Source organism: Roseburia sp. TF10-5 (assembly GCF_003462365.1).
Lineage (GTDB): Bacteria > Bacillota > Clostridia > Lachnospirales > Lachnospiraceae > Roseburia > Roseburia faecis.
In genome coordinates this window covers 188,792-213,126 of sequence record NZ_QTYW01000006.1, presented here as the reverse complement: position 1 = coordinate 213,126, position 24,335 = coordinate 188,792, and the positions used below count along the sequence as shown (strand labels likewise).

Here is a 24,335-nt window from a genome sequence, read left to right as displayed (position 1 = left end):
CCTTATGCCTGGGCTTTACTCAACATGTAAAACACCCTTAACCAGCGGCTGAGTATGAATATCAGCCTTCTGGATTGTTTCTTCCAATACTTTCTTTTGCTCTTCATAATGCTTACGGAGGTTTTCCAACTGAGCATTTCTCATGCGAAGGATTCTTTCATCCGTAGCATTTGCAATCTGTCCCTTAATAATAATTTCACGCTTAGTAGTAGTCTGTCTAAGCTGTTCTACTCTGAAATCACAATCTTCCTTAACCAGCTCTATATATTCTTCCTTTGCAGCCTGCCAGTTTTCGTAATGGATCTTGTCCATGCTATCCCATCTTGCAGAATGTGAAGCATCATCAAATGTAAAGTCAGATGCATACTGCATAAAGTTAAGAACATTATCCCTAACCGCATCATTATCACTTACTGCAATCAACTTAATATCCGGGCGAAGACCCACATATTTCCATGCATAAATTAGAAACTCGTAATCACCTGCAGGGATTGAATCATCGGATACGCTGATTCCAATCTCACAAGGTAACATCTCACTCACATGCTTAGCTGCCTGTAAAACAAGCGGATGCATCTGTGTAAGGAATGTTGTATCTCTATTATCTTTAGCTGTAGTAGCATCATAAGTAATACGAAGCTGTGCCACCGTAGACTTTAGATATGCATTCCAAAGCTTTGTGGCATTATTATTGTTCACAAGCTCCATCTTCTTAAGATCATCAATCAACAGCTGCTTCTTATCCGATGCAATTCGCATGGTTCTAAGTTCATTTTGCTTGTTGGAACGAATGTATTCTCCATCACCAAGGAAATCAATTAAGAATGAATCAACGAGATTGCTAATGCTATCAGGTGTTATCCACTGGCTTTCTGCATCTTGTACATCCTTGTTCTGGATATAATTTGAAAGATCAAAGCCATATAAGGACTTCTCTTCCTGCTCTAAGCGATTCATCTCCTGTACCTTCATGACTTCATTATCAGCCATCTTCTCAATCTTCATTTGACGCTCTTCGTCAGTAAGACCAGGGTCAAGCATAATCTTGAAGATTTGTTCGCTTATATCGCCAAGGATTTCAGCGCAATCACCTATGCTGGCTTCAAATACGCCAATCTTAGAAAGACATCTATCATGAATAACCGCATCAATAGTGCCGTCGGTTATCATGTTGTAAATTCGAACTGACTCACTCTTCTGTCCACGACGATCAATACGACCGATTCTCTGCTCAATACGCATAGGATTCCAAGGTAGATCGTAGTTAATCATGGTATCGCAGAACTGATAGTCCAAACCTTCGCATCCTACTTCGGAGAACAAAAGGACATCCACTGCCTGCTCGTTATCTCTGTCCATGAGAAATCTCTCACGAATCTTGAATCTCTCTTCATCAGGAACAGAACCATCAACCTGCGCAACTCTGTATCCCTTTGCCTGAAGATGCTTCTTTACATAACGAAGCGTGTGACGGAAGGAACTGAACAGAATAACTCTGTTGTTTTCCTCCTTCTGCTTCTGATCAATTACTTCGTAAAGTTTCTCTAACTTAGGATCTTCTTCCTGAAGTGATTCCGTCAGCTTATCCAATTCATCAGCCAGCTCAAAAATAGAGTTTTCAAGTTCTGAGTTCAGATCTATATCTGCCTCGTATAACTCGCCATCTTCCTGAATCTGAGACAGTTTCTTATTCACTATATCCTTTACAAAAGGAGCTAAACCATAAATGCAGCTGGCAGCCTGTCTCATGATGGTACACATCATAAAACGTACAGATCTGCTTCCATGCATCTGTGTAAGAGCATTAGTTTCAAATTCCATCAGGGCATCATATAAATCCTGCTGTGCGCTTGTAAAAGGTACCTTTATCGTCTGTGTGTGTCGGATACAGAAATCCTCAATGTCACGTCTTCTAGTTCGTGTAATCAAACTATTGAAAGAATGTAAACTCTCAATAAGGCTAATAGCCTCTACCTTCTCTTCTCTTGTTATTACTCCCTTGTCAACAAGTTCAAATACCTGTGCGAAGTTCGGATTATGCTGGATTACATTACGTCCCCATGTTGTTTCAAGTATATGAGATATTTCTTCCTTTGCTGTCTCCTGCCAACCCTCTTCCTGATTGCGGACAGCACGAAGCAGACCATTAATATAAGCATTCGGCTCTGCCATGGTCTGAAAAGTATCTTTATCAAGTACAACATCCGGTCTTAACAGGTTCAATAACGTATAGAGGTCATTGTTGCTGTTCTGCAGCGGTGTAGCAGTCAAGAATACAACTGCATCTGCAGCTCTCGTAAAGAGCTCTACACCTTGATACGCCCAGGTGTTTGAGTTACGTATATTATGAGCCTCGTCCACAATAACAAGGTCAAAATGAGGCACAGGATCAAGCTGCAATAAGCCTTTCTGTTTTCTCTTCTTATCACTTGTAGACTCAGTTCCTGCAAGCATATCCTCTCCGAAAAGAGAATATGGAATAATCGTTTTCTTGTGTCGTTCCGGCCATTCGCCATCACGATCTATTTCGGAAATACATTCAAGAAGTTCTTTACCATCAAGCTGCGTAAAGTTTTCATCAAAGCGCTTCATTTCCAGTTCCCACTTACGCTCTGCAACCAGTGGCCTTGGACAGATAATAAGTACAGAATTGATGCTGGAACGTGCTTCCATTTCCTTAAGAATAAGCCCCGCCTCAATAGTTTTTCCAACACCGACATCATCAGCAACAAGGAGTCTTGGGCTGTCTGCTTTAATCATCTTAAGAGCCGGTCTAAACTGATACGGTACAAAGTCAATACGCGCCGAATTAAGCGAATAAAGGTTACTTGAACCCGGATTATTAATCTGATATGCAGTAAGAGCAGAGCGTACTCTTGATAATGCTAAATGAGCATTTGTTACTTCCGGTGCCTTCAGCTGAATCTGCTCACGGTAGAATGTCTGAGGTGCGTTATCCATCCATACAGTAAATTTACCGTTATCTACTGCAATAACAGCTCCTGCTTTAGACGGATCACTAACAAGCGTAACCATGCTACCGGCTACTATATCACCAACTGCAGGAGTCGAATTAGCAAGCGGTACAACGACCTGCTGTACCGATAGTGGAGCTGGCTTATCCTGAATATCCTTGTCTTCCTCAACATCCATGATGAACTGCTCCATATCTCTGGTCTCGCTCATCTTGGCATCAAAGGTCTGCATCAGTTCAATAATGATTTCAACATCACTGATAACCTTTTCCTTGGATAATTCCTCAGAAGAAATGTGAGCCCACGAATTACGAACGCCCATCATATCTCTAATCTTCTGACGTTCCTTGTTATTCACAAACCAAGAGCTTGTAATAACAAACCAGTTACGATCAAACACTCGAAGTAAAGCTGCAAGGTCAAGCCCTTTCAGCTCTGTAATATTCTTCTGATCTACCTGATCTCTCTGTAACTGAGAGAGATTGTTATATACCAAATCTCTCCACCATTCATCAGTCAGTTTCGGCAGACGTGTTCCCAACCATCCGCTCATTTGCTCCGCCAGGCGATGCATAAATGTATTCATTTTCCCAATCATGTAGGAATCGTCCATGACAGCTCCTCCTTCTCTTGCGTAACCCAAGTCTTAGTAAACCATATCTGAGATATCAATATCAATCTCAAACTTATATCTATGCAACTCTTTCTTTTCGTCGTCCTGATCAGCAATAACCAAGAAATACTTCTGATCTCGGCTATAGCGACCACTCTTCAAAGTAAACTTCACCTGAATCAAACGATCCTTTGCATCAGCAGACTTAATGTTTGCCGTAATAGGTACAGGGAAACTTATCTTTGCTCCATCCGCATCTACGAAAAATGCCTGAAGTCTACGAGGTTTAACAGTATCCGTTACAGCCTCCATCTGCATGAAATCAAGCTTAACTTCAATGTTAGTTACTCGGTGATGGAAACTTGAAAGCTCTACATTTACAAGTCCTGTGTCCTGTTTGCCCTTAAATGTATTTACCTTGATAACCGGAACAACCATCTCCTGAAGAGATGATCCCCCATGTACATAATTCTGTCCGCCGCCCGGCATCTTGATAATATCTGCACCGATTGGAGTCGTGACAAAACCAGTATTCAATTTACTGAGGTAAGACATACATCTACTTACAAGTGCGTCATTTAAGATTGGTTCCTCTGACAGCAAATATCGCTTGTTTTTGAAACTTGCTGTAATCTTCTCCATCTTAATCTTGTCGCTTTCAGGTAACTTATCTCGTTTATAGATAAAACCATGATCTGCTGTAATCAGATATCTTGTATTCAAAATATATCCGGTCAGCCTGCGAATCATTGTCTGAATCTCTTCGATTGCCTCCTGACATGCATTAAATACCTCATTGTCAGAGCGCATTCCTTCACCGCGCTGGTCAATCTGGTTCTGATAGATATAAACAAGATCCTTATCCTGAAACATTTCTCGGATTTCAGCCTGTTTTGCCTGCATTACACTGTCAAACTCATAGCAAGCTGACTTTGGCACAACAGTCTGAAGAATCTTCTGTCTCTCAGCTGTGCTGTTTCCACAGTGAAGATCATCAACAAAAATATCAAGATTTCCATCAACTTTAATGGCCTTATTTGGAAGAAGTGACGCCATACCAAGAGTAGTCTCTGAAGGCAACACACTGAGCATATGATCTATCTTTGCATCACACTTCTCATCAAGATCTAAGTTGTCAAGAAGTTCACGTGCACACTCATATCTCATACCATCAGAAATAATTACAACTACTCTTCCACCACCGGATTCACTCATAAATGGTCTTACGAAATGGCTAAAGAACTCTTCCTGTCTGATTTCTGTATAAGCATCATATTCTTCGTCTGTAAGCGACTGATTCCACTTATTTGCAAAGTCAGTAAGATACTTATTTGTGTACATGTTCTCAACAAGGTCTCTAATCTTCTCAATATTCGTATCCATTCCGATACGATCCAAATAGTAATAGAACTTACGGTAATATGTATCAATTAGATATGTTCCACCTACATAATCTTCCACAGCCTCTTTAATAGTAGACTGGTATCTATGTAGTGAAACCTCCTTAAGCACATGATATGCCGCAATGAGCATCTGATATTTTTCTCTATAAACGCTTGAGAAATGATATCCGCTCTTTGAACGGATCTCACAAATTTCCGGTATCGTCGTGCCGGAAATCTTTTCATCAAGCATCTGATCCTCAAGTTTAGCTGCAATCCAGTCAATAATATTGTCATCAAATTCTTTCAGCGCATCTGAAGAAACAACATCAGCAAGCGGAATCTGTGTAATAAGACCAGCAACATTAAGTTCATCAGCAACTTTACTTGCAAATCCGTCATAAAACTCGTTGGATTCCTCATTGTTCATAAGGTTCTTGATGAATACAACAGCGTCATTCTTCTTGCTGGAAACAAAAGTTTTCCATGTCTTAGGCTCGTTGCCATTCATCTGAGCATCCATATAAGTAACAAGCATGGTTACAAGGAACTTCTGAATAGTCGGGTTGGAATCCTTATAACCATACTGCTTCTCGCAGAATCTCCAGAAGACACGGTCGATTTTCTGTGTCTCAAGTTTTTTCATAATGCTGTTATGGTTCCTCTACAGTAACTCCATCAACACCACTCGCACCTTTATTGGCAACTACCTTTTTATAGGCTATGTTCAGATTTTCTTTTGACAAGATCACTTCAATCAATTCCATTGTTGTTACTCCTCTGACTTATCCTAAAATTCATACATAACACCCCTCTAAGTATAAACAGTATTCCTCGGTTACGTTCCTACTTTTCCTGTCCACTCGATTTCTGGCTCATGTATTATTTTAACATAACGATTCGTACTATAAATCGTTTCAGTCCTTCGGCTTTCGCCTACTATGATATCATCTGACTCCCTCTCTAAACCTTTTTCGATCATACCTTTCAGTATGTGAGTAGGGTCTCCCGAGGTAAGACGCTAATCTTTCGTTCCACAACCTCTTGATTTACAACTTTGGTTTATGTTTACCTTTTGGGCTTTGGTTTGTCTAGCAACCTTACCCGCCTTATCAAGTTTCTGTACGTAGGCTCAAGAACTTTGTTACACCACTTCCTTCATCCATACCATTACTGGTACCGACTTGTGGTTCACTACACTTGGCGGTAAATACCCGTGACTGGACTTTCACCAGTAAGATTAGTGCCATGCTCGGCACACTAGAAAATATCAGCCCCATCAAATGATGGGGCTGATATGCAACACGAGCCTAGATCTGGTTCATGTAAATCTGCTTTATTCTGTTATGAGATGCCTCACAACAAAACGACTCACAATAAATTATTTAGCTGCCTTCTCAGCGATTGCTGCCTGTGCTGCTGCAAGACGAGCGATCGGTACACGGAATGGAGAACATGAAACGTAATCCAGACCAATCTTGTGGCAGAACTCAACAGATGAAGGATCTCCACCATGCTCACCACAGATACCAACGTGAAGCTTAGGATTAACCGGCTTACCAAGTTTGATAGCTGTCTCCATTAACTTACCAACACCTGTCTGGTCAAGCTTAGCGAATGGATCGCTCTCGAAGATCTTCTTATCATAGTAAGCATTTAAGAACTTACCTGCATCATCACGGGAGAATCCGAATGTCATCTGTGTTAAATCGTTTGTACCGAAGCAGAAGAAGTCAGCCTCTGTAGCGATCTCATCGGCTGTAAGAGCAGCTCTTGGGATCTCGATCATTGTACCAACCTCGTACTCAAGGTTTACACCGGCAGCAGCGATCTCAGCATCAGCGGTCTCTACTACGATATTCTTAACATACTTAAGCTCCTTAACTTCACATACAAGTGGAATCATGATCTCTGGCTTAACTGTCCAATCTGCATGCTCCTTCTGTACTTCAATCGCTGCACGGATAACAGCCTTTGTCTGCATCTTGGCAATAGAAGGATAAGTAACAGCAAGACGGCATCCTCTGTGTCCCATCATTGGGTTGAACTCATGAAGTGATGCACAGATAGCCTTGATCTCTTCTACTGATTTATTCTTAGCCTTAGCAAGCTTCTCAATGTCAGCGTCCTCTGTAGGAACGAACTCATGAAGAGGTGGATCCAGGAAACGGATGGTTACCGGGCATCCCTCAAGAGCCTCATAGAGAGCCTTGAAGTCAGACTGCTGATATGGAAGAATCTTGTTAAGAGCAACTTCTCTCTCTTCCTCTGTATCAGAACAGATCATCTCACGGAAAGCAGCGATTCTCTCCGGATCGAAGAACATATGCTCTGTACGGCAGAGTCCGATACCTTCTGCACCGAGCTCACGAGCCTTCTTAGCATCAGCCGGGGTATCAGCGTTTGTACGAACCTTAAGAGTTCTGAACTCATCAGCCCAGGCCATAACACGTCCGAACTCACCAGCGATAGAAGCGTCTACGGTTGGAATCAGTCCAGCGTAAATGTTACCAGTTGTACCATCGATAGAGATCTCAGATCCCTCTGTGAATGTCTGTCCAGCGAGTGTGAACTTCTTGTTCTCCTCGTCCATGTTGATGTCGCCACATCCAGATACACAGCAGGTACCCATACCACGGGCAACTACGGCTGCGTGGCTTGTCATACCACCACGTACGGTAAGGATACCCTGAGCAGCCTTCATACCTGTGATATCTTCTGGAGATGTCTCAAGACGTACAAGAACGACCTTCTCTCCTCTTTCAGCCCAGCTTTCAGCATCGTCAGCTGTAAATACGACCTTACCACAAGCAGCTCCTGGAGATGCTCCAAGACCCTTTCCAAGTGGAGTTGCAGCTTTAAGTGCAGCAGCATCGAACTGTGGATGTAATAATGTATCAAGGTTACGAGGATCGATCATAGCAACTGCCTCTTCCGGAGTCTTATGTCCCTCGTCTACTAAATCGCAAGCGATCTTTAATGCAGCCGGAGCTGTTCTCTTACCGTTACGGCACTGAAGCATGTATAACTTCTTGTTCTCAACCGTAAACTCCATATCCTGCATATCATGATAATGGTTCTCAAGAGTCTCACAAACCTTAAGGAACTCAGCATATGCCTCTGGGAACTCCTGCTCCATCTGAGCGATTGGCATTGGAGTACGAACACCGGCAACTACGTCCTCACCCTGTGCATTGATCAGGAACTCACCCATAAGCTTGTTCTCGCCAGTTGCAGGATCACGAGTGAAGGCAACACCTGTACCAGACTGATCATTTAAGTTACCGAATACCATTGGCATTACGTTAACAGCGGTTCCCCAGGAATATGGGATATCGTTGTCTCTTCTATATACGTTAGCACGTGGGTTGTCCCATGAACGGAATACAGCCTCGATTGCAAGCTTTAACTGCTCTACAGGATCGGAAGGGAACTCTGTTCCTAACTGATTCTTGTACTCAGCCTTGAACTGCTCTGCTAATTCCTTTAAGTCTGCTGCTGTAAGGTCAACGTCAAACTTAACACCTCTGTCAGCTTTCATCTTGTCGATGAGCTGCTCGAAGTATTTCTTACCAACTTCCATTACAACGTCAGAGAACATCTGAATGAAACGACGATATGAATCGTATACGAATCTCTCAAACTTTGGATCCGGGTTACCAGCGATCATAGCTGCTACTACATCGTCGTTAAGACCAAGGTTAAGGATCGTATCCATCATACCAGGCATAGAAGCACGTGCTCCGGAACGTACAGATACAAGAAGAGGATTCTTAAGATCACCGAACTTCTTGCCGTTCTCTTTTTCCATCCAAGCTACACCTTCCATAGCCTGAGCCATAATTTCATCATTGATTTTACGTCCATCCTCATAGTACTGAGTACATGCCTCAGTTGTGATGGTGAATCCCTGTGGTACTGGAAGACCAATTTCAGTCATCTCAGCAAGGTTAGCACCCTTACCACCGAGAAGGTTACGCATGGTCATGTTACCTTCTTTGAAGGTGTATACCCACTTGTTTGCCATTTGACAATTCCTCCTAATATTTGTTTATTGTATAAATTCGAAAAACGAATAACATGATCCGTTTTTCATAAAGCTGAGCCGTGAACACAGACTTCACGACTATGCTATACTTATTGTAACACAGAATTCGCATTTCGCAAGCATTTTTTACCATAGTTATGCCCCATGAATCACAGAGCCGGACGCAAACCATCCGTTTTGTAATCCACAGGGCAGACTTTTATTTATGCGATATTAAAATTCAAATTTTTTCTCAAAATATGCATCCAGCTCATCGATTTTAATTCTTTCCTGCTGCATGGTGTCACGGTCACGTACGGTAACGGCTCCATCCTCTTCGGAATCAAAATCATAGGTAACACAGAATGGTGTACCAATCTCATCCTGACGGCGGTAACGCTTTCCGATCGTTCCTCTGTCATCAAACTCACAATTGTATTTCTTTGCCAGCTGGGCATATACTTTTTCCGCACCCTCATTTAACTTCTTGGATAACGGAAGCACACCGATCTTAACCGGAGCAAGTGCCGGATGGAAATGGAAAACGGTTCTTACGTCCGGCTTTTCCTCTGTTCCGATATTTTCCTCATCGTATGCAGCACATAAAAATGCCAGAACCACACGATCAGCACCAAGTGATGGCTCAATAACGTAAGGAATATACTTCTCCCCCTTCGTATCATCAAAATACGTCATATCCTGACCGGACACATTCTGATGCTGTGTCAGATCGTAATCGGTACGGTCGGCAATCCCCCAGAGTTCCCCCCATCCAAACGGGAATAAGAATTCAATATCTGTCGTTCCCTTAGAATAGAAACACAGTTCCTCGGCAGAATGATCACGCAGACGCATCTCGTCTTCCTTAATTCCCAGAGATAACAGCCAGTCACGGCAGAACGCTCTCCAGTACTGGAACCACTCTAAATCGGTACCCGGCTCACAGAAAAATTCCAGCTCCATCTGCTCAAACTCTCTCGTACGGAATGTGAAGTTACCCGGTGTAATCTCATTACGGAAAGACTTGCCGATCTGTCCAATTCCAAACGGAATCTTCTTACGGGAAGTTCTCTGCACATTTTTGAAGTTAACGAAAATACCCTGTGCGGTTTCCGGACGAAGATATACGGTATTTTTTGCATCTTCCGTAACTCCCTGGAATGTCTTAAACATCAGATTAAACTGACGGATGTCTGTAAAATTATGCTTACCGCAGGAAGGACATGGAATGTTATGACTTTCGATAAAATCTACCATTTTCTCATTGGACCATCCATCTACGGATCCGTCCAACTCGATGTTATTCTCCTGTGCAAAATCTTCGATCAGCTTATCTGCACGGAAACGCTCATGACATTCTTTACAATCCATCAGCGGATCAGAAAAACCTCCCAGATGTCCGGAAGCAACCCAGGTCTGTGGGTTCATCAGGATGGCGCAGTCCACACCAACATTGTATGGGTTTTCCTGTATGAACTTCTTCCACCATGCACGCTTCACATTGTTTTTCAGTTCTACACCAAGATTTCCGTAATCCCATGTATTTGCAAGACCTCCGTAGATTTCAGATCCCGGATATACAAAACCTCTTGCTTTTGCTACCTGCACAATTTTGTCCATCGTCTTTTCCATTATGTAATCCTCACATTCTATTATGTATTTTCTGATCCGCCCAAAGGCTGGATCTGAGTTACTTATAAATTATATAGGTATATACCTGACTGAATTCGCCTGTGGCATCATCGGTACTGGTATCTTCCTCATCAAACTGAAACTTCACTTCGGATTCCTGCTCCGTAACATCGATCAGATCGTCATCGGATACCGCTCCTGTCGTTTCCTCAATCTGTGTGCCTGCTGCCTCTGTGGCACTTTCCGTTCCCTCTGTTGTTTTTTCCGCTGCAAGAAGGGACGTTCCTTCTTTGATTGCAATGGTCTGTGCATCCACATAACTGGTATTTGTCGTGGATACATAACAGATGGTTCCTTTTACTTTTACATTTGTATTTCCACGGATTACAACCACTTTGTAGCTGGAGTCATCCAGAAATGCGCTGCTCTCACACGCTTTGATCTTTCCGTTTTTTACGGATGCAAACGATCCGTCAAAAGAATACCCTGCGGCCAGTGCTTCTGCAACACTTCCCGTATACAGTTCCATATCATTAAATTTCTGATAATCTTCGGCTGTACGGTACGCAATGGTAAGCGTTGCCTTTTTTTCTCCTGTGTCGAGTTTTTTCAGCGAAACACTTCCCTTTCCGTTTTTCTCATTATAGGTATCTATTTCATTTTTGACATATTCTTTCAATCCGTCTTTATCATATGTCTTTTCGTCAAAATTTTCCACATCGGTAGACACGATTTTTCCATCTTTCAGTACAAAAACTGTGCTTTCATCCGCTTTGTAAGAAGTGCCGCAACCGGTAAACATTCCTACACTAAGCAGAAATACCAGCACGATCTGACCGAATTTCTTCATGATTTCACAAATCCTCCTCTATTCACAATCCATGATATTATACACTTTTCATATTCCCATTTCAACCGAAAATCGAAAGGGACTTAAAGTCATGATGCACATAATACGCCATATATTCTTTCATAATCATCTTCAGTTCCTTTAGTACTTCCTCTGAAACGGTAAACGAGTATAATCTGGCGACAGGTGTGGATATGATATACTGCATCGTATATCGCGTGGAATCGGAAATATACATGCCCTGTACTTCCTTCGCACAGGTTCTGCAGAAGATGCCTCCCCTTTTCACCGAAAAGAAACACAGGTCTTCTTTCGCATGACAATGCATACAGGCAAACACCTGCGGTCCTTCTCCATTGATGGTTATGGCTTTTAGTTCAAACACTGCACGCACAAGTTCTTTGGAATACCTGCTGTTTTCCAGTGCACGAAACGACTGGTACAAAAGCTTAAGCATTTCCCGCTCATCGTTATTTTCCTGACAATAATATTCCGCGAATTCTGCAAAGTAGAACGCAAGCGATGCAGCATCCAGATCCAAAACCAGTTCACGAAAATAGTTCTGGATGTTTGCTTTGGTAACATTATAGGAATTTCTTCCCTCAAACACTTCGAATTCGCCAAAGGCAAAGGGATTCGTCGCTGCCAGCAGCTGGCTCGACGGTCGTCTGGAACCTCTGGCAAACGCTGTGATTTTTCCCCTTTCCTTTGTCAGAATCGTTATTCTTTTGTCATAATCATTGACAGGCATGGCTGTTAAAACCATGCCCATCACTATCACAGACTGACTCATACTTCTGCTGTTCCTTCTGTCCGTAACCTCCGCCACTTCCTGCGGCATCCGTCACTTCATTCCGATAAGTCAGATAATCGGTAACTTTTCCTGTTGTCCAGAATGTTTCCCAGGTTTTCTCCATTGCACCTTACCTCCATTACTATCGTCTGCAATGGCAGTAATTCTATTCCCGAAAAATATTGGAAACCCATCATCTGATCTTTATCTTTTATTCTTCCTCCCGATACCCGAAATTTTTAATCAGAAAATCACTGTCTCTCCAGTCTTTCTTCACCTTCACCCAAAGTTTTAAATTCACTTTGGCATCCAGCATTTTTTCCATCTCGTAACGCGCATTGGTTCCGATCTTTTTAAGCATCGACCCCTGCTTTCCGATAATAATTCCCTTGTGGGAATCCCGTTCACACACAATCGTTGCGTCGATATCATACATCTTTCCGCCTTTGCGCGGTTTCATCTGGTCGATGGCAACAGCAATTCCATGCGGTACTTCATCGCTTAACGCATGAAGTGCTTTTTCTCTTATGATCTCCGCACAGATCGCACGCTCCGGCTGATCGGTAATCGTATCCTCGTCATAAAACTGCGGACCATACGGAAGATACTTAAAAATAGAATCAATCACGTCATCCACATTCTGTCCGCGAAGGGCGGAAGTCGGAATAATCTCCGCGAAATCATAAATCTTGCGGTAGGTATCGATAAACTCCAGTACCTTGTCTTTTTCCACGGTATCAACTTTATTGATCACAAGAATCACAGGCGTCTGAACTTTTTTCAGCTGTTCTACAATGTGCTGTTCCCCCGCACCGATAAAATTACTCGGCTCCACCAGCCACAATACGACATCCACCTCGTTCAGTGTCTTTTCTGCAACATTTACCATATATTCACCAAGCTTATTTTTTGCTTTGTGAATTCCCGGCGTGTCAAGAAAAACGATCTGTCCACGCTCCATATCCGTATACACGGTCTGGATCCGGTTTCTGGTTGTCTGCGGCTTATTGGATGTGATTGCAATCTTCTGTCCGATCAGACGGTTCATCAACGTTGATTTTCCTACATTTGGTCTGCCGATAATTGTAACAAACCCTGACTTAAAATTTGCTGCTGTCATTTGTATCTCCTTTATCGTGCTATTCGCACAGTCCCTGAATTGAGGTAAACATACCGCTTTCTTCACGGATTGCATGCTCATTTCCCACTACACACAGACACTGATCGGAAAGGATCGAGGCGATCAGATCCGAAAGACTGCGGATATCTGCCGGTGTCGCTGTCAGTATCTCGTCACGCTCTTTCTGGATTTCCTCATAGGTCAGATGTTCCAGATAAGCAGCCATCGAACGGCTTCCCTTTGCTTCCGGGTTTAACGGTGTATCTAAAGCTCCAAACGTGCCAATGATATATTTTGTCATATCACGCTCATCCGGATCAAAGGATGCTACATATTCCGGAATTTTCTCATAGACGGCATTGGTCTTTGCCAGATTCGGGTCCCGGTAAGATACAAAATAACTGTCTCCGGTTCTAAGGAAAGAACTCATACATCCATATGCACCGCCCTTTACACGGATATTCATCCACAGATATTCATAGCTTAAAATCATTTTTAAAATCTTTAAGGTTCCGTGATATGCGTATCCATGGCGGATAAAGTTACCGGATCTTGCCACATACTGGATCTGGGAGGCGTCCGTAAATCCCTCATTTTTCTTAGAAAGCACCGGATGGATTGCAGCCTGCGCCGGTGTTCCTTCCGGAAGTTTCTCCAGATACTTCTGCATGATCGGGGAAGCTTTTTCATAAGAGCCTTCTTCTCCGGTAAAGCTGACGAGCATTCTCTTTCTGACAAATACTTTTTCTATCAGCTGCTGCAGTTTTTCGGCTACCGCCTGCGGATTCTCTTTCATCTGTTCATCCAGTCTGCGGATCATCTGATTGTATGCAATACCAATTGTCGCATCATTATAAAATGCATAAACAGATTCGTAAGAAAGTGCACGCATTGCAGCTACCGTGTGCCCGCTGCTGCTTAAGTTCACCTGCAGTCTGGATTTCACCTGTGCAATCAGTTCAGCCAGTCGTTTGGTATCGTGCAGATCCGAACTGTTTAAGATTTCCTCTGCCAGTTTCATGGCATGCTCCAGATTGCTCTCAAGCACTTTCATGCGGATCTCAAATTTAACTGCCATCGCATCGTGATTTTTCAGATCCGGATACATGCTGACCCCACTGGTAATTCCGCCGGTATAAATATTGATGGCATTTGCAAGATCGGCATAACTGTAGGATCTGGTATTGACATATCCGAGTACCGCGCGCAGAAGTCCAAGGTACGGAACCTCCTCCTCTGCAATGTCATTGCACTCAAACATCAGAGTAATATAATCGATGCCATTTGCCGGTGCCTCATGCCGGACAACCGGAATTTCTCCCATGTTCTCCTCCTTATTGGAAAACGGCATGGCTTCTTTTTTCATATCCTCTCTGCCAAGCATCGGAATTTTCAACAGATCTTCTTCCTTTGACGGTTCTTCCTGATATTCCCGCAGATGTCTGGTCTGGGCAATCAGCGCCTGCACCTCTTCGTCACTCAATCCGGCCTTGTATGCTGCAAGTTTTTCTGCCAGTGCCTGTTCTTTGGCACGGTTAAGCCCCTTCTCCGGCGCAACCACAACCACAGCACCATGCGCATTGTCAAGCAGATACTTCTGAATCAGATCTTCAAAATATCCGGTTTTGATCTGCTCCCGCAAAAACTGTAATGTATCCAGACATTCCAGATGAATAAACGGCTTGGTATCATCAAACAGCCAGCTTTCCATACACTGCAGTCCATACAAAAGTCCCTTCGGAAACTGTCCGTAATCTGCTTCCCGGAACCGGAATTCCGCACTGTTAATTCCTGCAAGAAGGGAATCCTGATTCAGACCTTCCTTTACCAGCTTCTGTAAGGTTTCCTCGATAATCTGCACAAAACGGGTCTGATCAGACTCATCGGCATTCTTAGCGACAATGGAGAACATCGGCTGAAGCATGCCATCCTCAAAAGATCCGTAGACATCTTCCCCGATTCCCGCATCAATCAGTGCCTGGCGTACCGGTGCTCCCGGCGCACTGACAAGGACATAATCCAGTACCGAAAATGCCTGATACAATTCACGGTCAAGAACGGTTCCCACCACTTTATTGTAAGAAAGATACGTGTGCTTCTCCTCCGGTTCATCCTCTGTGATCGGATACGTTCTGCGCTCGGATACTACCGCGTCAAATGGCTTTTGCAACTGGATTTGTGAATGTACTTCCACTTCATTTGCATCATAATGGCTTAAATATTCCTCATCCAGCCAGGTGAGCCGCTCTTCTATATCCATATCTCCGTACAGATAAATATAGGAGTTGCATGGGTGATAATATTTGTGATAAAACGCAAGATAATTTTCATACGTCAGTTCCGGTATTTTTTCCGGGTTTCCTCCGGAATTTTTGCTGTAGGTATTGTCCGGAAACAGTGCTTCCATAATTGCCGTCTCAAGCACTTCATCCGGGGAGGAATATGCCCCCTTCATTTCATTGTATACAACGCCGTTGATGGTCAGCGGTGCATCTTCTGACTCCAGCTCATAGTGCCAGCCTTCCTGCATAAAAATCTCTTTATACTTTGTAATATTTGGATGGAATACCGCATCCAGATATACCTCCATCAGATTTTTAAAATCCCGCTCATTATAACTTGCTACCGGATACAGTGTTTTTTCCGGATATGTCATTGCATTCAAAAACGTATTGAGTGACCCTTTGGCAAGCTCAATAAAAGGGTCTTTGACCGGAAATTTATCCGATCCGCAAAGCGTGGTATGCTCGATAATATGCGGAACTCCTGTCTCATCTTCCGGGGGTGTCCGAAATCCGATCGAAAACACCTTATTGTCATCTTCATTGGAAATGACACACACGCGTGCTCCGCTTTTTTTATGTCGCAGAATATATCCCATGGATTCAATATCCGCAATCTTTCTTACTTCTATTATTTCATATGCTGACAATTTCAATTTATCCATATTTCTCATCCTTCCATTTTTATTTCAACGGAATAGTTTTATTCTTTCCGAATCGATACATCCATCTGTGGGAATGGAATCGAAATTCCATTTTCATCCAGTGCATTTTTCATCTGTTCCAGCAAACGCCACCGCACCGGCCAGTAATCTTCTGTTTTTACCCATACGCGAATGCCCATATCTACGGCACTATCCCCCAGATCCGATACAAAAATATCGACCGGTTCATCCTTTATCACTGCGGTTTCTGTCTTTACCACACCCTTAAGCACTGCTTTAACCTTTGACAAATCCGATGCATAGCCAACCCCGACAGTCAGATCAATCCGTCGCATATCCATATGGCTGTAATTGGTGATACTGCTGTTGGACAGACTTCCATTCGGAATCAGGATCAGTTTGTTATCAATGGTAAGCAGCTTGGTGTAAAAAATGGTAATCTCCTTTACAGTTCCTTCTTCCGATGAAGCATTATCCAATATATAATCGCCTACCACAAATGGTTTCAGCAACAAAATCAGAACACCACCGGCAAAATTAGAAAGGCTTCCCTGCAGTGCCAGTCCCATGGTAAGTCCTGCGGACCCCAGCACGGCAATCACAGAGCTTGTCGTCACGCCAAACTGCCCCAGAATAATCATTGCCAGCACAAAATAGAGCGCATATTTCACAAAAGAACTCAGAAAGGAAACCACACCGGCTTCTACTTTTCCGCGCTCTAAGAAACGGCGCACCATTTTCACCAGCATTTTGATCATCCGGCTGCCTACCAGAAGAATAATCACTGCAATCATCAGCTGAACGAGAAACCCCAGCAGAGATGGTGTCAGATCCTGTAAATATTTCCGGATAATTCCCGGATTTTTCGCCACTTCATTTAACACTTCACTCTCAGTGCTAAGCTGTGTCAGTTGGTCTGTTATTAAAATTCCCAATGTATTTCTCCATTTATGTCCTATAATGCCATTCTTTAAATCTCATGTATGAATAATCCACTGCGGAGTTTCGGCTCAAACCAGGTAGATTTCGGCGGCATGAGACGTCCCGCATCCGCCACAGCAAATAACTCCTGAATGGATGTCGGATACATGGCAAATGCAACCTGGCAGTCCTCATGGCATCTTCTTTCTAACTCTTTCATGCCACGGATTCCGCCGACAAAATCAATTCTTTTATCTGTCTTTGGATCACCGATTCCAAGTACCGGTGCCAAAAGTACATTCTGCAATACCGATACGTCCAGTCCTTCTACCGGATCCTCCGGAACCGACTCCGGGCGCATGGTACAACGATACCATTTATCAGAAAGGAACATGGAAAATTGTCCCTTTTTCACCGGTCGTACATCGTTTCCATTTTCGATTTTCTGCACATCAAAGAGTTCCTGCATTTTTGATAAAAATGCCTCTTCGGTCATACCGCCCAGATCCCGTACCACACGGTTGTAATCCATGATCATCAGTTCCTCATCCGGGAATAAAACGGAAAGGAAATAATTAAATTCTTCTTTTCCGGTATATCCTGGATGTTCTTCTCTCCGCTTAAATCCGACTTTTACCGCAGAAGCAGCTCTGTGATGTCCGTCTGCAATATAGATTTCCCCAATCTGTGCAAATGCATTCCGGATCGTCTGGATATCTTCCGGATCGGATATTACAAAAACACGGTGGCGAATACCATCTTCCGCAACAAAATCATATAAGGCATCCTGTTTCTTTGTCTTTGCCACAACCTCATTGATCACGGCATTGGCACGGTATGCCAGAAAAATCGGTCCGGTCTGTGCACTGCACGTATCTACGTGACGGATACGATCCTGTTCCTTATCCGCACGGGTATTCTCATGTTTTTTGATGACCTGATTCGCATAATCATCAATGGATGCACATGCCGCAATGCCGGTCTGTGTTCTTCCATCCATCGTCAGTTCATATATGTAATAACATTCCCTGTTATCCCGAATAAATGTGCCGTCAGCGATCCAGTCTTTTAACATCTGTGCCGCTTTGGCATATACTCTGTCATCATAGGTATCCACATCATCCGGAAACTGTGTCTCCGCACGGTCAATTGCCAGAAATGATTTTGGATTTTTTGCCACAACTTCTTTTGCTTCTTCTCTGTTATATACATCATATGGTAATGCCGCCACTGCAGATACTACATCTTCTGCCGGTCTGACACATACAAATGGTTTTATGTCTGCCATATTATCCTCCATAAATTGTGCTGGTTTCTATACCTTTCTAGTATAATGGAAAAAATACGTTTATACAAGAAAAAATATGGCGGTTCTTTCGAACCGCCATACAGCAAAATGCTTATCTTTTCTGTTATTTTACAAGGCGTACACGCAATACATCGTCAATTGCCTGCAGTTTTTTCAGCACATCATCGGTAATTTGGGAATCCACATCGATCAGTGCATATGCATAGTCACCCTTTGCCTTATTTGTCATATCTGACACATTGATATCTGCCTCTCCAAGAACGGTCGTATACTGGCCGATCATACCCTTGACATTCTTGTGCAGAATTGCAACACGTCCGGCTGTGGTACATGCTCCCATGTTGCAGTCCGGATAATTGACAGAATGGGTAATATTACCATTCTCCATGTAGTCACGAATCTCACGGACAGCCATAATTGCGCAGTTGTCTTCAGACTCTGCTGTAGATGCTCCAAGATGTGGAGTGACAATACATCCCTTTGCTCCAACGGTTGTAGTATTCGGGAAATCAGAAACATATTTCTTAATCTTTCCTGCAGCCAGCGCATCAACCATTGCCTCTTCGTCTACCAGCAGATCTCTTGCAAAGTTTAATACAATTGCGGTAGGCTTCATCATTGCGATCGCATTGGCATCAATCATCTTTCTGGTAGAATCCAAAAGAGGTACATGGATCGTAATGTAATCGCACTCTTTGTAAATATCTTCTACATTGCTGATATGCTTTACGCTTCTGGATAAGTTCCATGCAGCATTGACAGAAATATATGGATCATATCCATATACTTCCATACCCATATGGGTTGCGGCATTTGCTACGAGCACACCGATGGCTCCAAGTCCGATGACACCTAATTTCTTTCCGGAAATCTCTGTTCCTGCAAAGTTCTTCTTCTGTTTCTCTGCAGTTTTTGCAATGTTATCATCGTTCTGGTTTGCCAGACACCAGTCAATACCACCGACAATATCGCGGGATGCATATAACATTCCTGCAAAAACAAGTTCTTTTACACCATTGGCATTTGCACCCGGTGTATTAAATACAACGATACCTTTGTCAGCACATTTGTCAAGCGGAATATTGTTGACACCTGCACCGGCACGGGCAACTGCAAGCAGTGAATCCGGAAGATCCAGATCGTGCATTGCCGCACTGCGGACAAGTGCTGCATCAGCGCCTGCCAGATCGTCTACTTTTTTGTAATCATCAGAAAATAAATCCAGACCTACCCCAGCGATAGGATTTAAGCATGTATAATTAAACATTTTATGCATTCTCCTTCTCAAATTTCTTCATGAACGCAACAAGCTTTTCTACGCCCTCTTTTGGCATTGCGTTGTAAATGGATGCACGCATACCGCCAACGGTACGATGTCCTTTCAGGTTTACGAAGCCAGCCTCGGTTGCCTCTTTTACGAATTTCGCATCCATATCCTTGTCTCCGGTTACGAACGGTACATTCATCAGTGAACGGTCTTCTTTTCTGACAGTTCCCTTGAACAGTTTGCTCTCATCCAGGAAATCATAAAGGATCTTTGCTTTTTCAATGTTGCGTCTCTGCATTTCCTCTAAGCCGCCCATCTTTTTCAGCCACTTAAAGACTTTACCGCAGATATAAATGCCGTAGCATGGCGGTGTGTTGTACAGGCTGTCTTTGTCTGCCTGTGTCTTCCACTTGAGCATGGTTGGTGTGCCAGGAAGTACATCATCTGTAATCAGGTCTTCCCGTGCAATTACGATTACAACACCTGCCGGTCCGATATTCTTCTGTACGCCACCATAGATGACGCCATACTTTGTCACATCTACAGGCTCAGATAAGAAGCAGGAAGATACATCTGCTACCAGTGTCTTTCCCTTTGTGTTTGGAAGCTTCTTGTATTTGGTTCCGTAAATGGTGTTGTTCTCACAGATATAAACGTAATCCAGATCATCCGGAATATCCAGATCGGAACAATCCGGAATATAAGAGAATGTCTGATCTGCAGAGGATGCAAGCTCAATTGCCTCTCCGTACATCTGTGCTTCCTGATAAGCCTTCTTTGCCCACTGTCCTGTGACAATGTATCCGGCTTTCTTATTCTTCATCAGGTTCATAGGAACTGCTGCAAACTGCTGGGATGCTCCACCCTGTAAGAACAATACCTTATAATTATCCGGAATGTTCATCAGCTCTCTTAAATCTTTTTCTGCATCCTTGATGATGTCATCGAATACTTTGGATCTGTGGCTCATTTCCATAACGGACATGCCGCATCCTCTGTAATCCAACATTTCATCTGCTGCTTCCTGCAGTACCTCCTCCGGCAATACTGCCGGTCCTGCTGAGAAATTGTATACTCTGCTCATTTCAAACTTCCTCCTATATTTTACTATGCTGTTGCTTATTTATTCTTGCTCTCGAAATCTTTTCCATCGAAACATTCATTGATCGGAGCCCCCGGTGCAACCATCGGCCATACCTTGTCATCCGAATCCACAATTGCGTCAATTACAAACGGCGTCTTACTTTCCAATGCTTCCTGAAAAGCTGCGTTAAACTCTTCCTGTGTTGTCACACGCCGGGCAGCTGCGCCCATCGCCTCTGCAATCTTTACGTAGTCCACACCGTCATCTAAAACCGTTGCGGAATAATGCTGTTTATAGAAAAGTGTCTGCCACTGGCGGACCATTCCGAGTACATGGTTATTGACAATCACTTCAATCAACGGAAGCTTTTGTCTGGATGCTGTTGCAAGTTCATTCATATTCATGCGGAAACATCCGTCTCCCGCAATATTGATCACCTGCTTATCCGGATTTGCAGTCTGTGCACCAATTGCAGCGCCAAGACCATACCCCATCGTACCAAGACCTCCGGATGTCAGCAGGGTTCTTGGTTTACTGTATTTAAAATACTGTGCAGCCCACATCTGATGCTGACCGACTTCCGTGACCATAATGGCATCTTTTGCCATCTCATAGATCTTTGCGATCATAAACGGACCACTTAACCCTTCCTTTGGAATGGTCATAGGATACATCTTCTGATAATCCGCAATATGGGAAAGCCACTCGGTATGTTTCTGCTGCTCAAGTTTTTCATTCAGCTTTCCGAGGACGATTGCCACATCCCCGATAATGCTGTGATTTACGATAATATTTTTATTGATTTCTACCGGATCAATATCAATCTGCAGAATCTTTGCCTGTTTTGCAAATTTCTTTGGATTTCCAAGTACACGGTCCGAAAAACGAACACCAACTGCGATCAGAAGATCACATTCACTGACACCGAGATTGGACGTCTTTGTTCCGTGCATTCCAAGCATTCCGGTATAGTTTTCTGATGTTCCATCATATGCACCTTTTCCCATCAGTGTGTCGCAGACCGGTGCATCTGTTTTTTCTACAAATGTCTTTAATACTTCACTGGCTCCGGAAAGGATTGCTCCTCCTCCGACAAATATGTACGGCTTCTTTGCCTTTTCAATCATCTGGATGGCTTTCTTTAAATCATCCTCATTGAATGCCGAACAATCCGGCTGCGGCATTTTTGGCTCTTTCTTTATATACTCTGTTTTGTTGGCAGTCACATCCTTGGTGATATCTACCAGAACCGGACCCGGACGTCCTTTCCGCGCAATGGAAAAAGCTCTGCGAATCGTATCGGCAAGTTTTGTTACATCTTTTACAATAAAACTGTATTTTGTAATCGGTGTTGTGATACCAGCAATATCAATTTCCTGAAAACTGTCTTTTCCAAGGAGTGATACCCCAACATTGCAGGTGATTGCCACGATCGGAATGGAATCCATATACGCAGTTGCGATACCGGTCACCAGATTGGTGGCTCCCGGTCCGCTTGTTGCCATACAGACTCCGACTTTTCCTGTACTTCTGGCATATCCGTCTGCTGCATGGGAAGCCCCCTGCTCATGCGATGTAAGTACATGCCGGATTTCCGGATGTTTGTATAATTCATCATAAACGTTCAGGATTGCACCGCCCGGATATCCGAAAACGGTATCTACACCCTGTTCTTTCAGGCATTCTATAATCACCTGTGATCCTGTCAACTGCATTTTCTAACCCTCTATCCTTTATTTCTCTTCTGGCACTTCCAAGACAGCTCCACGGTTTCCGGAAGTAACCAGTGCAGAATATCTCTTAAGATATCCGGTGGTAACCTTCGGCTCTCTCGGCTGCCATTTTGCACGTCGTGCGGCCATCTCTTCATCCGAAACATCTACGTTCAATGTCATCTCCGGGATATTGATCTTTATGATATCGCCCTCTTCTACCAGAGCAATCGGTCCCCCAACTGCTGCTTCCGGAGAAACATGTCCGATGGATGCGCCTCTGGATGCACCGGAAAAACGTCCATCGGTAATCAGGGCAACGGAACTGCCAAGCCCCATACCGGCAATCGCAGAAGTCGGATTTAACATTTCTCTCATACCAGGTCCGCCCTTCGGTCCCTCATAGCGGATGACAACGACATCACCCTCTACAATCTTGCCGCCCTTGATCGCTGCGATAGCATCTTCCTCACACTCAAAGACTCTTGCCGGTCCTTCATGAACCATCATCTCATCGACAACAGCAGAACGCTTAACCACCGAACCATCCGGTGCCAGATTTCCTTTCAGAACAGCCAGACCACCGGTCTTGGAATATGGATGATCAACCGGACGGATGACTTCCGGATTGCGGTTCACTGCGTTTGCAATGTTCTCTCCGATCGTCTTTCCGGTTACGGTCATACAATCGGTATGTAACAGACCGATATCTGCCAGTTCTTTCATCACTGCATATACACCGCCGGCTTCATTGAGATCCTCCATATAAGTAGGACCAGCCGGTGCCAGATGGCAGAGGTTTGGTGTCTTTTCGCTGATCGGGTTTGCAAAGCTGATATCAAAATCAAAACCGATCTCATGCGCGATCGCCGGCAGATGCAGCATGGAGTTTGTGGAACATCCCAGTGCCATATCTACTGTCAGTGCATTTAAGATGGACTCTTTTGTAATAATATCACGCGCGCAGATATTCTTGCGGAACATATCCATAACTGCCATACCTGCATGTTTTGCAAGTTTGATACGTTCCGAGTAAACAGCCGGAATCGTTCCGTTTCCGCGAAGTCCCATACCAAGAGCTTCGGTCAGACAGTTCATAGAGTTTGCGGTATACATGCCGGAGCAGGACCCACAGGTCGGGCAGACTTTATTCTCATATTCAAGCACATCATCCTCTGTCATGGTTCCTGCTGCGTAAGATCCGACTGCCTCAAACATGGAAGAAAGACTTCTCTTCTTTCCCTGCACATGTCCGGCAAGCATCGGTCCGCCGGATACAAATACGGTCGGAAGATTCAGACGGGCAGCTGCCATCAGAAGCCCCGGTACATTCTTATCACAGTTTGGCACCATAACCAGTGCATCAAACTGATGGGCGATAGCCATACACTCCGTGGAATCTGCAATCAGGTCTCTGGTAACCAGAGAATATTTCATGCCGACATGTCCCATGGCAATACCATCACATACCGCGATTGCCGGAAATACAACCGGTACGCCACCTGCTTCCGCAACGCCGAGTTTTACGGCGTTTACAATTTTATCAATATTCATATGGCCCGGAACAATTTCATTGTAGGAACTTACAATTCCGACCATTGGTTTTTTTAATTCTTCTGCGGTAAATCCGAGCGCATTGAAAAGACTGCGCGCCGGAGCCTGCTGCATACCGCTCCTTGCGTTATCACTTATCATATTATGTT

15 protein-coding genes are annotated in these 24,335 nt (G+C 43.8%); all 15 read right to left on the bottom strand.

The genetic code is table 11. The annotated features are described in order from the left end of the window. Positions 1 to 15: 15 nt before the first annotated feature. A complete protein-coding gene (locus tag DXD06_RS08415; RefSeq protein ID WP_243000946.1) occupies positions 16 to 3,528 on the bottom strand; it encodes an SNF2-related protein in 3,513 nt (1,170 codons plus the stop codon). A 93-nt stretch (positions 3,529 to 3,621) separates the two neighbouring features. Then, positions 3,622 to 5,616, bottom strand: coding sequence for a BREX-1 system phosphatase PglZ type A (pglZ, locus tag DXD06_RS08410; protein WP_243000943.1), 1,995 nt, complete (start codon positions 5,614 to 5,616; stop codon positions 3,622 to 3,624). A gap of 735 nt (positions 5,617 to 6,351) precedes the next feature. Then, positions 6,352 to 8,997 carry a pyruvate, phosphate dikinase gene (gene ppdK, locus DXD06_RS08400; RefSeq protein ID WP_055262810.1) on the bottom strand — a complete coding sequence of 882 codons (2,646 nt, stop codon included), beginning with the start codon at positions 8,995 to 8,997 and terminating at the stop codon, positions 6,352 to 6,354. Between the two features lie 234 nt (positions 8,998 to 9,231). Then, entirely contained in the window at positions 9,232 to 10,629 is a 1,398-nt protein-coding gene (locus DXD06_RS08395) for a glycine--tRNA ligase (protein WP_022045860.1), read from the bottom strand. 58 nt (positions 10,630 to 10,687) lie between these two features. Further along, positions 10,688 to 11,479 carry a hypothetical protein gene (locus tag DXD06_RS08390; RefSeq protein WP_055262812.1) on the bottom strand — a complete coding sequence of 264 codons (792 nt, stop codon included), beginning with the start codon at positions 11,477 to 11,479 and terminating at the stop codon, positions 10,688 to 10,690. Between the two features lie 61 nt (positions 11,480 to 11,540). After that, on the bottom strand, positions 11,541 to 12,272 hold the full coding sequence (recO, locus tag DXD06_RS08385; protein ID WP_117831341.1) for a DNA repair protein RecO: 732 nt from the start codon (positions 12,270 to 12,272) through the stop codon (positions 11,541 to 11,543). Beyond that, positions 12,217 to 12,396 (bottom strand): YqzL family protein, encoded by a 180-nt coding sequence (locus tag DXD06_RS16955; protein ID WP_147343617.1) that lies wholly within the window; start codon positions 12,394 to 12,396, stop codon positions 12,217 to 12,219. Before DXD06_RS16955 ends, recO begins: the two co-directional genes overlap by 56 nt. A gap of 87 nt (positions 12,397 to 12,483) precedes the next feature. Further along, complete coding sequence (era, locus tag DXD06_RS08380; protein WP_022045856.1) at positions 12,484 to 13,392, bottom strand: GTPase Era; 909 nt, start codon at positions 13,390 to 13,392, stop codon at positions 12,484 to 12,486. Between the two features lie 19 nt (positions 13,393 to 13,411). After that, positions 13,412 to 16,339 (bottom strand): insulinase family protein, encoded by a 2,928-nt coding sequence (locus DXD06_RS08375; protein WP_117831324.1) that lies wholly within the window; start codon positions 16,337 to 16,339, stop codon positions 13,412 to 13,414. Between the two features lie 38 nt (positions 16,340 to 16,377). After that, positions 16,378 to 17,274, bottom strand: a complete 897-nt coding sequence (locus DXD06_RS08370) for a mechanosensitive ion channel family protein (protein ID WP_207747478.1) — start codon at positions 17,272 to 17,274, stop codon at positions 16,378 to 16,380. A gap of 35 nt (positions 17,275 to 17,309) precedes the next feature. Then, complete coding sequence (locus DXD06_RS08365) at positions 17,310 to 18,548, bottom strand: DUF1015 domain-containing protein (RefSeq protein WP_117831323.1); 1,239 nt, start codon at positions 18,546 to 18,548, stop codon at positions 17,310 to 17,312. Between the two features lie 124 nt (positions 18,549 to 18,672). Further along, entirely contained in the window at positions 18,673 to 19,836 is a 1,164-nt protein-coding gene (locus DXD06_RS08360; RefSeq protein ID WP_022045852.1) for a phosphoglycerate dehydrogenase, read from the bottom strand. Between the two features lies 1 nt (position 19,837). After that, positions 19,838 to 20,920 carry a 3-phosphoserine/phosphohydroxythreonine transaminase gene (gene serC / locus DXD06_RS08355; protein ID WP_022045851.1) on the bottom strand — a complete coding sequence of 361 codons (1,083 nt, stop codon included), beginning with the start codon at positions 20,918 to 20,920 and terminating at the stop codon, positions 19,838 to 19,840. 35 nt (positions 20,921 to 20,955) lie between these two features. After that, positions 20,956 to 22,635 carry a biosynthetic-type acetolactate synthase large subunit gene (ilvB, locus tag DXD06_RS08350; RefSeq protein WP_022045850.1) on the bottom strand — a complete coding sequence of 560 codons (1,680 nt, stop codon included), beginning with the start codon at positions 22,633 to 22,635 and terminating at the stop codon, positions 20,956 to 20,958. An 18-nt stretch (positions 22,636 to 22,653) separates the two neighbouring features. Continuing rightward, positions 22,654 to 24,327 (bottom strand): dihydroxy-acid dehydratase, encoded by a 1,674-nt coding sequence (ilvD, locus tag DXD06_RS08345; RefSeq protein WP_022045849.1) that lies wholly within the window; start codon positions 24,325 to 24,327, stop codon positions 22,654 to 22,656. Positions 24,328 to 24,335 lie beyond the last annotated feature (8 nt).

What these genes read in the sequence shown, in the direction of transcription:
- DXD06_RS08415 (WP_243000946.1), bottom strand. Translation starts at nt 3,528, where the DNA reads ATGAGCGGATGGTTGGGAACACGTCTGCCGAAACTGACTGATGAATGG.
- pglZ (WP_243000943.1), bottom strand. Translation starts at nt 5,616, where the DNA reads ATGAAAAAACTTGAGACACAGAAAATCGACCGTGTCTTCTGGAGATTC.
- ppdK (WP_055262810.1), bottom strand. Translation starts at nt 8,997, where the DNA reads ATGGCAAACAAGTGGGTATACACCTTCAAAGAAGGTAACATGACCATG.
- DXD06_RS08395 (WP_022045860.1), bottom strand. Translation starts at nt 10,629, where the DNA reads ATGGAAAAGACGATGGACAAAATTGTGCAGGTAGCAAAAGCAAGAGGT.
- DXD06_RS08390 (WP_055262812.1), bottom strand. Translation starts at nt 11,479, where the DNA reads ATGAAGAAATTCGGTCAGATCGTGCTGGTATTTCTGCTTAGTGTAGGA.
- recO (WP_117831341.1), bottom strand. Translation starts at nt 12,272, where the DNA reads ATGAGTCAGTCTGTGATAGTGATGGGCATGGTTTTAACAGCCATGCCT.
- DXD06_RS16955 (WP_147343617.1), bottom strand. Translation starts at nt 12,396, where the DNA reads ATGGAGAAAACCTGGGAAACATTCTGGACAACAGGAAAAGTTACCGAT.
- era (WP_022045856.1), bottom strand. Translation starts at nt 13,392, where the DNA reads ATGACAGCAGCAAATTTTAAGTCAGGGTTTGTTACAATTATCGGCAGA.
- DXD06_RS08375 (WP_117831324.1), bottom strand. Translation starts at nt 16,339, where the DNA reads ATGGATAAATTGAAATTGTCAGCATATGAAATAATAGAAGTAAGAAAG.
- DXD06_RS08365 (WP_117831323.1), bottom strand. Translation starts at nt 18,548, where the DNA reads ATGGCAGACATAAAACCATTTGTATGTGTCAGACCGGCAGAAGATGTA.
- DXD06_RS08360 (WP_022045852.1), bottom strand. Translation starts at nt 19,836, where the DNA reads ATGTTTAATTATACATGCTTAAATCCTATCGCTGGGGTAGGTCTGGAT.
- serC (WP_022045851.1), bottom strand. Translation starts at nt 20,920, where the DNA reads ATGAGCAGAGTATACAATTTCTCAGCAGGACCGGCAGTATTGCCGGAG.
- ilvB (WP_022045850.1), bottom strand. Translation starts at nt 22,635, where the DNA reads ATGCAGTTGACAGGATCACAGGTGATTATAGAATGCCTGAAAGAACAG.
- ilvD (WP_022045849.1), bottom strand. Translation starts at nt 24,327, where the DNA reads ATGATAAGTGATAACGCAAGGAGCGGTATGCAGCAGGCTCCGGCGCGC.